This is a genomic window from Copranaerobaculum intestinale, assembly GCF_009831105.1.
GTDB classification, from domain to species: domain Bacteria; phylum Bacillota_I; class Bacilli_A; order Erysipelotrichales; family Erysipelotrichaceae; genus Copranaerobaculum; species Copranaerobaculum intestinale.
The window spans coordinates 60,810-77,169 of sequence record NZ_WUUQ01000007.1 but is presented as its reverse complement, the minus strand read 5'-3'; the positions used below and the strand labels follow the sequence as shown (position 1 = coordinate 77,169).

Genomic DNA, 16,360 nt, shown 5'->3' with positions numbered 1-16,360 from the left:
TGATTGTTTGTTTAGCTCTTCTTTACGCTTTCGCGTTTCTGTTTTCTTGAGTTTCTTTTGAATTGACGTATTCTGTTTAGTTTTCAAAGATCGTCGCCCTCGCTTGAGCGCTTGTATATAATAGCAAGCGGAAACCCCTGTGTCAACAAGAAAGTTAACTTTTTTAACATTTTGTTTCATCACACATGGATTTATGCTTCGTTTTCGTATAACCGAAACGAGGGTGATATTATTATATATCATTTTTTTAAGAATTGCTATACAGAAATTAGAATTTTTTTCCTATTCGTTTTGTTTCTGCTATTATTACCCCAATTATAGTCAGAAAACAAAAATTTATATTTTTTTCATTTTATGGATTGTCCTTTTGAAAAAAATAAGCTATAATATCGTGGCATGCCCGAGTGGCGAAATTGGTATACGCACAGCACTCAAAATGCTGCGGAGTTAAATCCATGCCGGTTCGAGTCCGGCCTCGGGCACCATTTATAAAAAAAGCAGTCATTTAAGATGGCTGCTATTTTTTTCATAATGATATCAACATATGTAACAAATCCTCAGTTCCCCGAATCCAATGCATCCCTTTTTCTGTTTTAGCAGGTAGCTTGTCTGATGTATTCCTCAACGTCACTAAGTTCTTTCAATTCTGCTTTAGCTTGAGCTTTTGCGGTAAGTTTATCTTATTATGAAAATCAACTTATATTTATATTTTTACTTTTCATTGTCAAACATTGTGAAGTCTTGCAATCAGAATGCATTAAATCTTATGATAATAACCATCATATCCTTATATTCATTTTAAACAAATTTCGATATCAGTTACTCAAACATTTATTCTGGAATATTGGAATCGGTCAATTGCTTCAGCGTATCACCGGCGATGCGATATACCGTCCAATCCTTCATCGGTTCTGCTCCCATCAACCGATAAAAATCTATGCTGGGTTGATTCCAGTCTAAACACCACCACTCCAATCTACCGCAGCCGCGCTCAACCGCTATCTTTGCAAGCTGCTTCAGGGTAGCACGACCATATCCGTTGCCGCGATATTCAGGTTCAATATATAAATCTTCCAGATAGATGCCGGAACGTCCCAAAAAGGTTGAAAAATTATGAAAGAACAGCGCGAAGCCAATTTCCAGTTTTCCCTTCACAGCAAAAATTACTTCAGCCTTTGCTTTTTCAAACAGCCACGCTTGTAAAAGCTCCTCCGTTGCTACAACTTCATCCAGCATTTTTTCATATGCTGCGAGCTTTTTGATAAATTCTAGAATCAAAGGAACATCCTCAGCGGTTGCATATCGAAAGTGCAGCTCATTCTCCATTGCCATAACCTCCTTTTGATCATAAATGCATTAATGATCACGCGCCTGAACAGATTCTGCATACGTAATCATATCTTCCTTGACCATCGCTTCCAGCACGGCTTTCTGACGGGTACGAGCACTTTCAAGATGATCACTCAACTGAAAATTAGATGGTGATTGTGGGATACCCGCCAGCATAGATGCTTGTTTCAAAGTAAGCTCGCTAGGCATACATTGATAATAGCCCTGACTCGCCTCCCATATCCCGATATGATTATCACCATAGTTGATAATATTTACATATAATTCTAAAATTTCCTTTTTTGTATACTTACTCTCGAGTTCACGGGCAACAAAAAATTCGCCCATTTTTCTGGTGATATTTGTTTCATAGCCAAAATACATATTCTTCGCCAGCTGCTGCGTAATCGTACTGCCGCCGCCAACTACTTTTTTTGCCGTAATATTATCCAGCAGCGCTCTCCCCAAGCCGATCACATCAATCCCGCCGTGGTCATAAAAACGACGATCTTCGATCGCAACCGTTGCCTGAAGCAGCTGTGGTGCTATATCTTTATAATTTACAAAATGCTCCTGATCACGGATCTCCGCTACTTTGTCTTGTATGCTTATTTGGTCTGTCACCCGTTTAAATTCACGGTATCCGATTACGCCAAGCGTGACACCAAGCAGTATGAACAATGCCAGTAGGACAACAAGAAATCGCTTAACATATTTCATCATATCACCTGATTTCATTATAACATAACCCGAATTAATGTTTACTATCTTACATTTGTGTTAGAAAAAAGTACCTCACCGGTACTTTATTTGTTGATATTCATTGATTTCATTATCTGTTTGATCTGTGCTTCCGACGGCTTTCTACCCATCTGCAGGAACATGGCGCGGATCATTTTCTCATTGATAGGCGGATTCTCCTTCAATTCTTTTTCAAACTTTTTCTTGGTGAAATAGAAGCCCAGTACTGCTCCGATGATACCACCAACAATCAGACTTACCAGCGATGTTACAAATGTTGATCCCATGTATAAATCCTCCTCATATACCTTAATATTCTACTATTAATTACATGTTTTTACAATACTTTTGATAATGAACATGTGCAAATTCGTCTACAATAACGTATTCCCGATGCAATCGCATCAGATAATGATAAAACGGACTGCTTTCATAATCATTCAATTCGATAACATGATCAAATACTCGCATATGGAAAAATTCATCATGAAAAGGACGATACATCGTAATGTCATTATTTTGAAGATCAAGAGTATCATCCTCCAGCAGGCTGATACATCCTTTATAGATCGCCTGCGCATCAAAGCGCTCCAGCATCACATCAAGCTGCTGTTCGTCACACAGAGACAGCAGCTCGTAAAACAGCTCTTCACGATCTTGCATGATTTCCTGAAAGGTATCCTTTACTGCATATAATTGATATTTCATACCATCACCTTGAATCATCCTAGCATGAATTTACAGCGAATTCTGTCGATACCTGTTGAAATTAAAAAAGAGACATATCGTCTCTTATTTGTGTAAATCAATATCAGTAAAATCAAAATGTTTGAGAGTTCCGCAGATTTTATCGTCCTTGAAAGCCGCGTTTTCCTTCGCCATTCGCTGTTTTGTCTTATTGGCATTTTCAATCGTAGCAGGCCCGCTGACACAACCGCCGACACACGCCATACCTTCTAATATATCCGCTTGGAACCGGCCAACCTTCATGATCATCAGATTTTTTTTGCATTCTGCACTGCCATCCGCATACACTCCGGTTACTTTCACATCATCGTTATTTTCGTTCAATGCTTCTACGACAGCTTTGGAAACACCGCCGCCAATTGCGAAGCCGCGTCCGTAAACAGAAGCAAAGTCTCCTTCTTCTGGGATTTCCTGCTCCGGATTAATGCTCTGAGAAATTAACATGGCGGCTAATTCTTCAAAAGTTAAAACGAAATCGATTGATTCATTCTCCTGCGCTTCCTGTTTTTTTGCTACGCACGGACCGATAAAGACTACTGCATGATCCGGATACTCGTGTTTCAGATAACGTCCCAGCGCTACCATCGGTGAAACCATTTTCGATACATTCTTTTCATACACAGTAGGGAAATGCAGCTTTGCCATATTGACAAATGCCGGGCAGCAGGATGTAGTCAGCTTTTCCCCTTCCGCGATATGTTTTTTTAGATCTTCCTTTTCATACCAGGCAACTGCATCCGCGCCAATTGCTGCCTCCAATACCTTTGAAAAGCCCAGTCTGCGGATCGCATGCTTGATCTGCGGCAAGGTCGCATTTTCAAACTGTCCCTGAATTGCCGGCGCAACAATTGCGATTACTTTATCATCTTGTTTCAAACGCTCGATAACCGGCACCATCCATGACATATCTTCAATTGCACCAAATGGACACTTGGCCTGGCAGGCTCCGCAGTTAATACATTTGCTTTCATCGATGACAGCCAAGCCGTTATCATCCATGCTGATCGCATCTACCGGGCAGCTCTTTTTGCACGGACGCTGCGTTTCTACGATTGCATTAAACGGGCATGCATTGACACAAGCTCCGCATTCTTTACATTTTGCATAATCAATATAGGCGTGATCTGGCCCCATTTTCATCGCATCAAATTTACATGCGGCAACACAGGCCTTTGCCATACATTTACGGCAGTTATCCGTTACCTGAATCTTACGGATCGTACAACCATCACATGCTGCCTCAATTACTTTAACGATCTGCTTGCTGTCATGGCTACCTGTCGCCTGCGGTGTTTTCCCCATTGCCATACGGGCCCGCTGACGAATAATCTCGCGTTCTTTATATACACAGCAGCGAAACTCTGCATGATTGGTCGGAATCAGCATGTGCGCCAGTTCATCACACACATCCTCATTCAGCTTTCCTTCAAAGGTACGCTTAGAAACTTCACGCAAAACATCAAATTTAAACTGCCGTGCTTCATGGTCAAATAAAGACATGATTTTCCTCCTCCATAATCCTTCCGTTTACTTGTAAAATTTAAGCATGTTAATTATATCACAAATGGCAAAATTGAAAAGTAGTAATCTGAGAAATCAAAAAAAGAACATAAAATACAAAAAGCAGGATTTTCACCCTGCTTTGCTATGCCTATTTTTATTTATAAATTTTTTAACCCTGATATCATAAATAACCGATATATTTTCAATCAAATTAAACAAAACATCATTCACGCCTGAAGCAGCGATTAATAATTCAAATTGATGACGCTGTCCCTCACCGACCAATGCCTTAATTAATAGCTCCTGGTACAATTCTATATGCGATCGGCCATATGGTTAACCAAACTCATAACTGATTTCCTTTTGGATGCCATTCCATGATGACAACTGAAGCAAAGATGATCAGTCCGCCGATAATCATTTTCACACTCATTACTTCATGCAGAAGCAAAAAGGAAAACAATGACGCGAATAAGGCTTCCATTGTAAGAATTAGTGATGTCGTGTTGGCACTGGTATGCTGCTGAGCCCATGTTTGCAATAGATAAGCTAATAGTGTAGAACCAAAAATCAAGAACAGCAAAGAACCGAAAGCCTTAGTTGACGGTAAGTGCGGAAAAGGTTCTGTGCATAAGGCAATCAGAGTAGCGGATATGCCGGCACTCAATAGCTGAAGTGCAGTCAGCGACAGCGGCGGTATATGGGAATAGCGCTCCAGTGACATCATATGCAAAGCAAAAAATACAGCACAAATCAGTGATAATACATCACCCTTAGAGAAGTTAGACAGGCCTCCATCTAAGGTCAGCAGCGCTACACCGATCATGCAGGTCAGTGAACACAGCACCTGTTTTCTGGTAGGTCTATGCTTCATCAGCAGCCAAATCAAATACGGTACCAGCACAACATTGACCGCAGTCAAAAAGGCGTTTTTGCTGGGGGTTGTATATTGCAGCCCAATGGTCTGAAAAGCAAATGCCAGAAACAGCAGGATGCCCGCCAGACAACCCTTTCCGATATCATGGGAGGATACCCCGCGAAGCCCGCTCCAGGCAAAGGGCAATAAAAGCAAACCAGCAATCACAAATCGGATGCTCACCATCCAAAAAGGAGTAAACCCCTCCAATGCCCCGTCTGTGGCAATAAAGCCCGCTCCCCAAACCATTGCAACCAGAATCAATATCCCATTCGCTTGACTACGTTTCATGAAAAGCCTCCCTAAATTATCATCCGCATTATCATATCATGGGAGGTTAGAATTTGTCATATGAAAATGAATGCTATTTCAAGAAGCTTTGCATAAACTGCTCAAAATCAGCGGCACGTTCAACCATCGCATAAATTTCAATATCATAGTTCTTATAAGTGCCGTATGCCCAAAAGAGTTTATTTCCTTCCTGATCGGTACCTTCTGATACAGCAATCTGATAACCCTTGTAGCCTTTCAGATAAGGTTCTCCGCCATCTCGAATCACACACTGAGGAATATGATTATCCTGGATTCGCAAGGTCAGTGTATAATCACCTTTTTCCGCATAATAATCGATTAACGGATATCCCTTTTCCAATTTTTCATAGTTTTCACCACGTTTGAATTGGCGATAAAATAATTTCGATTCGAAACCCTTCGGTACTATTAGATGTTCTACGGTAGGAAAATCATTCTGAATGGTTTCCAGCATTTCTTTCCCCATCGGATCGGTATCTAAATCTGAAATCATACCAAAAATTTTTGATGTTGATACTTCATCTTGCTTTGGTACTAAATAATCTTTTATATGAAACTGTTTATGCTTGACTGCGGTTTGCCCAGTATCCATTTTCGGCGATGAGGACTGTACCATTTTCATAACCTGCAAGGTGCCCAACGCAATAAGCAGCATACAGGCCAAGCTTAAAATCACTTTTACATAGTTCGGTTTTTGTTTGTATATCATTTTATCGACAGTTGCATTTCTTACTTCCTTTGGTACCATTATTTTTTCATTGATTTCTTTATAGGTTTTCAAGTGAATCACTTCCTTCCATCCCTTTTTTCAGCAATGTCCTTGCCCGTTTCAGTTGGGTGCGGACGGTTGCCTCTTTCTTCTTGAGTATGGCAGCTATTTCGCGCGTTGAGTAGCCTTCGTAATAAAATAAATGAATGACTATACGGTATTTCACCGGCAGCTCCAGCACATATTGATACAGCTTATAATCAGGGTCGTTCAGAAAGGGGATTTCCTGATCGAGCGGAGCGCTGTGACGGATAAAGGCGCTCATAAAATGGGTGCGGCAGCAGTTTTTCGTAACGATATAGAACCAAGCGCGGGCATGCTTTTCATTTTCGAAAACTGGACGTTTTTTCATATATCGCAGAAATACCTCCTGGAACACATCATCGGCAACATCTTTATGACGGGTGAGAGAAAGGGCAAATTTATAAACGGCATCACCATATGTGTCAACAATTCGCTCCGCCTCTTCCTTTCGCTGTATAGCCATATTATCAACCCCTTTCACTTGTTATACCACACAGCCCTTCAAATTGTTTCATTTCATTTGTCTTTTATAAAAAAAACTGCCGAAGCAGTTATTTTAGATAATGATTCATCCAGTCAGTTATCTCATTCAAGCGGCGCAGCCGATGAAGCGGTTTACCACTGCGGCTCAGCTCATGATTTTCTCCTTTGAACATTACCATTCTGGTTTCTACCCCATGCTCCATCAATGCCGATACCATCTGTTGTCCCTCGCTTAAAGGACAACGGTAATCTTCATCACTATGGATAAACAAGGTTGGTGTGACTACTTGATCAGCATATTGCAAAGGAGAATGGAACCACAATTTTTCAAGGTTCTCCCAGGTACTTGCACGCTGCTGATCCTTCGTGAAATCCGGTCCGATATCAGAAGTATGCTCAAAAGCGATCCAATTGGCTATCGAACGCTGAGAAGCCGCAGCCGCAAAGCGCTTGGTATGACCGATAATCCAGTTGGTCATAAAACCGCCGTAGGAGCCGCCGGTAACTCCGAACCGTTTTTCATCGATCTGCGGGTACGCTCGCAGTACTTCATCCGTAAACATCATCAAATCTTCATAATCACCTGTCCCATATTTACCGTAAATATCCGCGAAGGCATTGCCTCGGCCATCTGATCCGCGAGGATTCATAAAGCACACAAAATAACCTTCATTGGCCCATACCTGCATCTCATGATAGAACACTTCTCCATATACGGTTTTCGGTCCGCCATGAATATCCAGAATTGCCGGATATTGCTTTTTGGTATCATAACCCTTTGGCAGCAACACCCAGCCCTGAAGATCATAGCCATCGCGATGAAACTGAATTAGCTGCGGTTTTGCCGTATAAACATCCTGCATCATTTTCGCATGTATATGTGTCAGCTGTTCCATATTTGAACTATTTAGCTGTTGGTGATAGATTTCCTGAAGCTGCTGTTCCTTCATACCAACCCAAATGATATCCTCTTGATTGATGTCGAAGCAGTCAATACTGCCTGTGTATGCAGCGATTTTTTGCTGTCTGCCCTGTTTATCCATTGCATAAAGGCAGGAATCGCCGTTTTGTGTCGTGATATAAAAATATTGATCATGAATGATTAATGCATATCGCCCTGCTCCCAGCCGGCAGTCACTGCCAACACTGCTTCCCAGTGTATTTTCATTCTCAGCAAGCAGCTGTACGCACTTATTTCCATCCACTGTATAAAACCACGGATTTTCATTCAAGCCATACCGTTTCGTTTCCGTTCCGGCAAAAAACAGCTGATTATTCCACACTTGCAGATCATACAATTCGTATTGATGAGGTGCTACAATTTCAGAAGTTTCTTTTGCGGTCAGATCATATGCATAAATTCCCTCTTTATCTTCCTTTACTGTTTGATAAGCATATCCGCTGTAGTAGAGTAACGTATGATCATCATTCCAGGCAGTATGGGATACTGCCATATTTCGATCACTGATTCTGGTCAGCTTCCCACTGCTTTCCTGATATAAAAATAAGGACATGCGTTTTTTGTTGATATACCCCATTCCATTAAAAGTGTAAGGCAGTTCATCAATCACTTCATAGTCACGGCTATCCTGCTTCTGCTTCAGCAGCTGCCCTTTGGCTTTTTCCTTGCAGGCATACATATCCGAATAATTCAGGTCATATAAAACCATCAAGAGATAAACACCCTTTTTTACCTTTTCTATTTTCTGAACGTTCAGCGGAACAGCAAAAGCCGGCTGTGCTTCTCCGCCCTTTATGGAAATCCGATAAAAGCTCGTCCACTCTTCTCCAGCTTCAACTTTTTTGCGGATCGCTTCATCACGCATCGCCGAAAATAAGATAGTGTCCTTGTCATCCCAGATAAATGCTTCAACTTTTCCATCAGCAGTAAGCGGTGTGGTCTTGCCTTGAACCCCGATATGAAGATTTCTTGTATACGCATTATGTTCGGTATCAGCCTGCGCATCAATATATGCATAACGCTTACCGTTTGGCGCATAGGTTACATCTGATAAAAAATGATAATGAAAAAATGCATCTCGCTTTAATTGTTTTTCCACATGAAAGCCCCCTTTGCTATCAAGAATTATAGCATAACTAATCTCAATCCACATAAAAATACAGGAAAACCTTAAAAATCAATGCCAATATCGGACATCATTTCATATTTCAGCGGCTGGATACTTTCTTTCTTACTAAATAATGTTTATAATATATTCATAATTATTCATTATTAACTAGGAGGAATCCCATGAAATGGTATGAAAAACAAAAAGAAATGTATACAAAAAATGAACAGGAATCACGCGGTCAGGAATCAACTGCCCAAAATGATGGAACGGAAACATCAGCACCTGAAGAAGGAGTAAAACCGGCGATGGTGCAAACGGAATTCCAGAATACGGAATCTTATTCTAATTATTTTAATGCCGAGCCTGCTGAAACTGCAACGCGCATTAGTAAAAACACTATTTTACACGGTAAAATCGAAACCGAGGATGCATTAGAAATTCACGGTACTGTTGAAGGTGACGTTGTATGCGATAGCAAACTGGAAGTTACCGGTAAGATCAAAGGTAATATTCAATGTGATACGGCTGAGATGGAAGAAGCGGAAATCTACGGTGATATTTCCTGTCGAAGTGATATCAAGCTAAGCCCGGAGACAGTTATCGAAGGCAATATTCAAACTGAAGAACTGCTTTGCGGCGGTCAGATCAAGGGTGATATCCATGCCAGTGGCGGGGTTACTCTTACCTCTGAATCCTGTGTTATCGGAAACATTATCGCGCGGGATATTGAAATTAACCGCGGTGCGGTGATTCAGGGAACAATTCAGATTGAGCCGACAAATCAATAGTTATGCAAAAGGAAAGGATATCGAGATCGATATCCTTTTTGTTACCTTATTCGTTTGAAGCGGAGTCGCTGACAACTTCTTTCATAGAACTCAGCAATCCGGCCAAATTTTGTATTTCACTTGGAATGATCAGCTTGGTAGCTTTACCATCCGCAACCTTTTCCAGTGCTTCCAAGCTTTTGATTTTGATGACAGCATCGGATGTCTTTGCATCAGACAGCATGGTCAAAGAGTCCGCTAAGGCTTTTTGAACCAGCAGTATTGCTTCTGCCTCACCTTGTGCCTGTTTAATCTGCATTTCTTTATTTGCTTCAGCACGAAGGATGGTTGATTGCTTCTCACCTTCAGCAATCAAAATCTCACTCTTTTTGCGGCCTTCTGCCTGCAAAATCGCTTCACGACGCTCACGCTCAGCTTTCATCTGCTTCTCCATGGCATCCTGAATCTCACGCGGTGGCAAAATATTCTTTACTTCCACACGATTGACCTTGATGCCCCATTTATCTGTTGCTTCATCCAGGATAGCGCGCATCTTGGTATTGATGATGTCGCGGGATGTCAAGGTCGCATCCAGATCCAATTCACCGATAATATTACGCAGTGTAGTCGCAGTCAGTGATTCAACAGCCATCATTGGATTGTTAACACCATAGGTATACAGCTTTGAATCAGTTACCTGAAAATATACGACGGTATCGATTTGCATCGTTACGTTATCCTTGGTAATGACCGGCTGCGGGGCAAAATCAACTACATGCTCTTTCAGCGAAACACGTTTTGATACATGTTCCAAAAACGGTACTAAAAAATGAATGCCGGTTCCCCATGTGGTTTTATATGCGCCCAATTTTTCGATTACATAAGACTCTGACTGATTGACAATACGGATATGCGCTGAAATGAAAACCAGAATCAGAATTACAAACACTAATAAAATGATCAATTTGATATCCATAATCATTCCTCCTCTTTTCTGGATACCAGCAGTTTTACGCCGCTGATTGATACTACCGTTACCTGTTCACCTTTCAGCAGCTTTACCGAGCTGAGGCTTTTAGCTGCCCAATCAAGACCTGACAGCATGACTCTTCCCTCATTTGTAGCCGCATCAAAATCAGCGATAACCACTGCTGTTTTACCAATGTTCTCATCACTGTTCGTGCGTTCGATCTTACCTGCCGTTGCCTTTTTCACATATGGGCGCAGCAGCAGCAGCGATATGATGGAAGCAATCACAAAGCAGGAAAGCTGGACATTGAATGATGCACTCATCAGCTCTGCGATAATCGCAACGACTGCACCTACCGCAAACCACACGGCGATCAGCTGCTGTGATAAGCCCTCGACGAATAAAATCAGGAAGAACACAAGAATCCATCCGATCAAATAATAATCCATGTCAGCACCTTCCTTTTTGTTATACCTATTATATCCTATTTTAACAGGAAATACACATCACATGATCAAATATAAAAAAGCGGAACAATATCCGCTTTCTGTTTCCCCCGTTGATTTAAAGAATGATAAGTGAAGATCGCCCTTTTGCGGCTACTTCCGGCTGATTTGCAGCTTGACTCTGAAATGCTGCACCGATTCCCAAAACTAGTGCACCGATCAGCACTGCAATCTTAAATTTTAATCGCATGACCGTACCTCCCGAGTTCAGCCTATCAGGAAAGGACAAAGACCGGGAAAAATTAAAAATACCTCTCTAAATTTGATGAAATCATCATTTTAAGAAAGGTATTTTCAGTTTTCAGAATTTTTTTCAAACCTGTGATGATCACGCAGCCGCTGAAATCGCTGAAGCAGATACGTCTCATGACTGCTTTTTGCCAGCTTCATAATTTCTTCTTTTAAAATTTCCATCAAAATTTCATCATCCGGATCGATGCTGCTTAAGATCTGTTCCTGTACGAGCATCTCCAGCTCGGCAAAGGACGCGCCGGCCTGTTTGTGCTGATAAAATGTAAAAAGCGCCAGCGCTCCGGGGTTACTGACAGAAGAAAATTTTAAGTCATTGAGCGGTGCTGCCGGCAGATCCATATGCGATGATAAATAACAGGATATAACAGTTTTTCTAAGCGTCAGATCATCATCACGATCCGTTATTTGCGATAGGCGCTTCAAGGCTTCCGCTTCTTCTTGCATCTCCAGAAAAATCATTGCTTGATTATAAAGACTTTGACGAAGCTTCTTAGGATGCAGCTGGGCTTTATGCTCCTGAACAAATCGATGATATTCAAGTAATAAATCAGGAATATTCTGCGGCTGAACATTCACATACAGCGACAGCGTAATATCATAGGCGTCCAGCCGTCGATTGAATAAAGCATGCGTATCAAAATACCGAATGAGTGTTTTCAGCTCTAGGAAGGCACTCAGCATTTCATCGTTATAATAATGAAGCAGCACACGATTCAAATAATTTAGAGAAGTCTTTGATTTCGATATTTCCAATTTTTCCGCATACACGTTAACTTCCCGCATTGATTTCTTGCTTCGCAGCACATCCTTAAATAAAAGATCAATTAATATTTCTTGCGTATATCGATCAAATATGCTCAGTATATCCCAATCAATCAAAGCCAGCTGTAATGGCTTTTGCTGAAAATAATATGCTTCGATCTGGGTAAGCACTGCCAGATAGCAGGCATTCATAATAAAATCTCCCTGCTTCTTCAATTCTGCCATAATCTGATACAAAACCGTTTTCGCTTCCGGCAGATTATATGCTTCGATCATTTGATATAGCAGGTGAAAGTCTTTCTTCATCCGCACGCGTATATCAAATCGATAATTGAATGTTTTATGCATCCGCATTGACAGCAGTATTTCATAAATTTCATCACATTTTATCGGTATTCCATTTTCCAGCCGGCTATAGGTGCTGATGGAACAGACTGGGATTCCCTGTCTATCCTGAATATATTCTTTCTGAGTACAGCCAAGATGATTTCGATGAATTTTAAAAATCTTTGCTAATTCAAGCTTGTCTTCTATACTTAATTCAACCTTCATGCAACTTTTCCTTTAACGTCATCAGCATATCATAGAACTGCCGTGAATCAGAAAATAATCTGCATATTAGGAATTTGTTTCAATATTTATAAAGAATAGCAACCTGTATAGCTATGTCTTTTACTGTTTCATAAATTAAAAAGTAAAAAAAGAACCCTTGCGTTTTGGGCAAAATTGTTACAGCACCAATAGTGAAAGGTTCTTTTTTAATATATGATTTTGTTACAGCATAAATTTTACATGATATTGCTTCACCCAAAGGTCAAGCTGATATAAATAAGCAAGCAGCTGCGGACCGCTCATCAGCTGACCGTACCAGGGAAGCTTGAAGGCAGCTCCGCCGCTTTTAATCAATTCCTTTAAACGCTTATCGTCAAACAGCATATGAATAACACTGTCTGCATCGTGGTATACTTCGCGCATGCGTTCTTTGATCAGTTCAGTATAGAGGGGATTATGTGTTTTCGGATATGGATTTTTTTTACGGTGTGCAATAGACGCAGGAAGGATGTCTTCAAATGCGGTGCGTAAAATTCCCTTTTCCTCCTCCTTGTAATAGCGCATTTCCCATGGAATGTTATAAACATAATCAATGATTCTGACATCGGCAAACGGTGAGCGTACATTCAGATCGGCAGCGTTGCCCATCGTGATTTGACGGGTAACCAAGGTCTGCATGAACCAACGCAGACAGATCATGGTATGAATACGCGCCCGCTTATCTGCCTCGCTGTCTTCATCCAGAAAGATAATGTCACGTACGGTATCATCATACTGCTTCTGCATATAATCATGATAACCGAAACCGCGGATCGACTCATGAAGCAGATCTATTCGCTCATCCATGGAACGAAGCCATGGAAAGCTGTCTAAATCTTTCAGTTCCGGTTTGTAGAACCAGGGATAGCCGCCAAATACTTCATCCGAACATTCACCGCCTAAAATAATATTTTCGTGGTCATCCTTAACCTGCTGACACATCCACAACAAGGAAGCATCGACGTCTGCCATACCCGGCAGATTACGGGCAATCAGTGCCGGTTTCAGCATATCGATCAGTTCTTTCTGAGTAATGGTCAGCAGTGTATGATGCGATTCGTAGCGATCGACCATTTCCTGGATAAACGGCTTATCGAGCGAAACCTGATACATGTTGCCGACGAAATTCTCGCTGTTCCCTTCATAATCCAAGGAATAGGTTTTTAAATTAGGATGGCTCTTCGCACAAACAGCGGTGATGATACTGCTGTCCAGCCCGCCTGACAGAAAACAGGCATTGCTGTTTTCACCTTGCCGAATAATCGCATCTTCAACCAGAAAGCGTACCTTTTCTACCGTTTCGTTAAAGCTGTCAAGATGCGGTTTGGTGGTCGGACGATAATAGTTTTTCACACGGATATTATTATGCTTTGCAATCAGATAACTGCCCATTGGTAATGCATGAATATCCCGGTACAGCGTTTTATCCTCGCTGAGTGAAGGACCAAGCGCGAAGATTTCACGAATACCAGACGCATCCACGATGGGCTCAATCATACCATCTGCCAAAATACCGGCAATCGAATCGGCCAAAATCAGCCCGCTGTTTTTGCATCGAGCATAAAATAACGGTTTCAGCCCCATGTGGTCCTTCGCCGCAAACAGTTCCCCACGCTCATATATCACCAAAGCGAAAGCACCGTTCAAATGATATAAACATGATTTTCCCCATTGGACATAGGCATATGCTATCAGCTCTGCATAGTCGACCTGTAAGCAATCCCAGCCAGCCAAGGTTAAATCCTGACACAGCTCTTTTCGGTTATACAATTCTCCCTGAAAATGAATCAGATACCTGCACTGACGAATCGTTACCGGCTTGAAATTCACAAAGCCGTCAGCTCCTTCGATCAGTGTATTTTCATGTTTGCTGATCCTGGTGATGAGACGATCAGCATCCTTGTCCTGAAGGACACATAGAAAACCTTTCATTTCACATTCCTCCTGCCTTTAATGTATGCGGCAGAACAGGCGCCTATGACGATTATTTACATGAATGATAAATAAAGCTGTTTTCAAGAAATCCTCCATATCGGCTAATGAATATTTTATGCTATACTATACGGTATGAAAGGAGACTGCCATGGCTATTTATCTGATCCCAATTAAAACCGCTATGATCGCGTTTCCATTCCTTGCTGCACTTTTCACAATGCCTTATGTGATTGTTCAATATCGAAAATACGGCTCGATACTCTTGCTAAGAACGGCGATCATATATTCCTTTATCTTCTATATACTGTGTGCCTATCTTTTGACAATGCTGCCGCTGCCCGATCCTGAATCGGTCGCTGAGCTGACAACGCCGACCATGCAGCTGATACCTTTTACAGCCTTGACAACATTTCTGGAAAATACTCCATTTATGCTGAATGATTTATCTACCTATCTGCCTGCCTTGAACCAGCCATCCTTCTATGTGCTGCTGTTCAACCTCCTTCTGCTGATGCCGTTTGGTATTTATATGCGTTATTACTTTCAGTACAGCTGGAAGAAAACTTTACTGTTGACCTTCCTTTTGTCTCTTTCTTTTGAATGTATTCAGCGCAGTGCCCTATTCGGCATATATCTCCGTCCCTATCGCATGTTTGATATCGATGATCTGATCACGAACACCCTTGGAGGCATGCTGGGTTATCTGGTTGCTCCTTTGGCCGCTAAAATACTGCCGACCCGCGATGAGCTTGATCAAAGCGCTTATCGCAAAGGTATGCAGATTTCTATTATTCGTAAAGGCTTTGCTTTCCTGATCGATCTGGCATTTCTGAGTATGGGAATGATGCTGATCGTAACATATGATATCATGCTTCACCAAACGACCGATTATGAAATAATGATTGTCGGCTATCTGATTCTGATATGGATACTGTATATTTTGATTCCGATTATAACCAAAGGTAAAACAATCGGTAAGTTTTTTGTACGGATCCGGATCATCCAAACTAACGGGAATACCGCAAAGTGGTATCAGTATTTGCTACATTATGGAATTCTTTACGGGTTGATCCTGCCAATGCCATTTCTGATCTATTACCTGGTCGCACAATTTTTGCTCATCACTTCGACACAGCGAATTTTTTACTTAATCAGCGCGTTGGCCACCAGTGGATTTTTCCTTTTTTCGATTGGTCAGATCGTAATCTCCTTAATAGATTCTCGATATGTTCCGTATTACAGCCGTTTATCCAAGCTGCATACGATCAGTACAGTTGTGAACCATACGAGCGAACAAGAAGATCATCATTCATCTCAAACCAATCATACCGATTCAAATGAAGTGATCGTAAAAACGAAAGATCGTATAAAGCAAGAATCAAGCGATAAGAATCCATCAAATAATACTGTCGACATCAATGAGGAACAAGCAAAAGATGCAGAAATTTAATCTGCATCTTTTACGTTTGAATATAGAGCTCGTACTTTAAAATCAGAATAACTGAATCTTAATCCATGCTTTTTGATAAATAACTTTATTGTTTAAACACCGTTATTCTTTTTATCTATTAACCATGAATGCAGTATCATAATCGCGTTAAAATACAACACGATACTTTCATCCCTGCATGAAACCGCTCATCATATCATAAGCGTCTTGACATGTAAGTTTGATTTGTAA

General features: G+C 41.2%; 17 protein-coding genes and 1 tRNA gene. 3 read left to right on the top strand and 15 right to left on the bottom strand.

What is annotated here, in order from left to right; all coding sequences use genetic code 11:
- A partial coding sequence (locus GSF08_RS11600; protein ID WP_249806116.1) for a hypothetical protein occupies nt 1–180 on the bottom strand: 180 nt, incomplete at its 3' end.
- Between the two features lie 218 nt (nt 181–398).
- Here GSF08_RS11600 and GSF08_RS11100 point away from each other — a divergent pair.
- Nucleotides 399–485: transfer RNA gene (locus tag GSF08_RS11100), tRNA-Leu, on the top strand.
- A 346-nt stretch (nt 486–831) separates the two neighbouring features.
- Here GSF08_RS11100 and GSF08_RS11095 read toward each other — a convergent pair.
- From GSF08_RS11095 to GSF08_RS11055, 9 genes are all read right to left on the bottom strand, one after another.
- Entirely contained in the window at nt 832–1,332 is a 501-nt protein-coding gene (locus GSF08_RS11095; protein ID WP_249806114.1) for a GNAT family N-acetyltransferase, read from the bottom strand.
- Nucleotides 1,333–1,356: 24 nt separating this feature from the next.
- Complete coding sequence (locus GSF08_RS11090) at nt 1,357–2,052, bottom strand: transglycosylase domain-containing protein (RefSeq protein ID WP_160625864.1); 696 nt, start codon at nt 2,050–2,052, stop codon at nt 1,357–1,359.
- A gap of 83 nt (nt 2,053–2,135) precedes the next feature.
- Nucleotides 2,136–2,357: a YneF family protein gene (locus GSF08_RS11085; RefSeq protein ID WP_160625863.1), complete on the bottom strand. Its 222-nt coding sequence runs from the start codon at nt 2,355–2,357 to the stop codon at nt 2,136–2,138.
- Between the two features lie 40 nt (nt 2,358–2,397).
- Complete coding sequence (locus GSF08_RS11080; RefSeq protein WP_160625862.1) at nt 2,398–2,778, bottom strand: hypothetical protein; 381 nt, start codon at nt 2,776–2,778, stop codon at nt 2,398–2,400.
- 84 nt (nt 2,779–2,862) lie between these two features.
- Nucleotides 2,863–4,317, bottom strand: coding sequence for a 4Fe-4S dicluster domain-containing protein (locus tag GSF08_RS11075; protein WP_160625861.1), 1,455 nt, complete (start codon nt 4,315–4,317; stop codon nt 2,863–2,865).
- A gap of 349 nt (nt 4,318–4,666) precedes the next feature.
- The gene (locus GSF08_RS11070) at nt 4,667–5,527 is read right to left on the bottom strand and encodes a DMT family transporter (protein WP_160625860.1); all 861 of its coding nucleotides are present in this window, start codon (nt 5,525–5,527) and stop codon (nt 4,667–4,669) included.
- Nucleotides 5,528–5,600: 73 nt separating this feature from the next.
- Entirely contained in the window at nt 5,601–6,329 is a 729-nt protein-coding gene (locus GSF08_RS11065) for a hypothetical protein (RefSeq protein ID WP_160625859.1), read from the bottom strand.
- Complete coding sequence (locus tag GSF08_RS11060; protein ID WP_160625858.1) at nt 6,316–6,804, bottom strand: RNA polymerase sigma factor; 489 nt, start codon at nt 6,802–6,804, stop codon at nt 6,316–6,318. The genes GSF08_RS11065 and GSF08_RS11060 overlap by 14 nt, the downstream gene beginning before the upstream one ends.
- An 88-nt stretch (nt 6,805–6,892) precedes the next feature.
- On the bottom strand, nt 6,893–8,884 hold the full coding sequence (locus GSF08_RS11055) for a prolyl oligopeptidase family serine peptidase (RefSeq protein WP_160625857.1): 1,992 nt from the start codon (nt 8,882–8,884) through the stop codon (nt 6,893–6,895).
- Nucleotides 8,885–9,075: 191 nt separating this feature from the next.
- Here GSF08_RS11055 and GSF08_RS11050 point away from each other — a divergent pair, with 191 nt between their 5' ends.
- Nucleotides 9,076–9,684 (top strand): bactofilin family protein, encoded by a 609-nt coding sequence (locus GSF08_RS11050; RefSeq protein WP_160625856.1) that lies wholly within the window; start codon nt 9,076–9,078, stop codon nt 9,682–9,684.
- Between the two features lie 46 nt (nt 9,685–9,730).
- Here the strand turns inward: GSF08_RS11050 and GSF08_RS11045 are convergent, their stop codons facing one another.
- The 5 genes from GSF08_RS11045 to asnB all read right to left on the bottom strand — a co-directional run bounded on the left by GSF08_RS11045 (nt 9,731) and on the right by asnB (nt 14,676).
- The gene (locus tag GSF08_RS11045) at nt 9,731–10,639 is read right to left on the bottom strand and encodes an SPFH domain-containing protein (protein ID WP_160625855.1); all 909 of its coding nucleotides are present in this window, start codon (nt 10,637–10,639) and stop codon (nt 9,731–9,733) included.
- Between the two features lie 2 nt (nt 10,640–10,641).
- Nucleotides 10,642–11,082 (bottom strand): NfeD family protein, encoded by a 441-nt coding sequence (locus tag GSF08_RS11040; protein WP_160625854.1) that lies wholly within the window; start codon nt 11,080–11,082, stop codon nt 10,642–10,644.
- Between the two features lie 115 nt (nt 11,083–11,197).
- A complete protein-coding gene (locus GSF08_RS11680; protein WP_283809464.1) occupies nt 11,198–11,329 on the bottom strand; it encodes a hypothetical protein in 132 nt (43 codons plus the stop codon).
- A 104-nt stretch (nt 11,330–11,433) separates the two neighbouring features.
- Complete coding sequence (locus GSF08_RS11035) at nt 11,434–12,705, bottom strand: hypothetical protein (protein WP_160625853.1); 1,272 nt, start codon at nt 12,703–12,705, stop codon at nt 11,434–11,436.
- 222 nt (nt 12,706–12,927) lie between these two features.
- Nucleotides 12,928–14,676, bottom strand: a complete 1,749-nt coding sequence (asnB, locus tag GSF08_RS11030; RefSeq protein WP_160625852.1) for an asparagine synthase (glutamine-hydrolyzing) — start codon at nt 14,674–14,676, stop codon at nt 12,928–12,930.
- 151 nt (nt 14,677–14,827) lie between these two features.
- Here asnB and GSF08_RS11025 point away from each other — a divergent pair, with 151 nt between their 5' ends.
- Nucleotides 14,828–16,129, top strand: coding sequence for a VanZ family protein (locus GSF08_RS11025; RefSeq protein ID WP_160625851.1), 1,302 nt, complete (start codon nt 14,828–14,830; stop codon nt 16,127–16,129).
- The last annotated feature ends 231 nt before the right edge of the window (nt 16,130–16,360 follow it).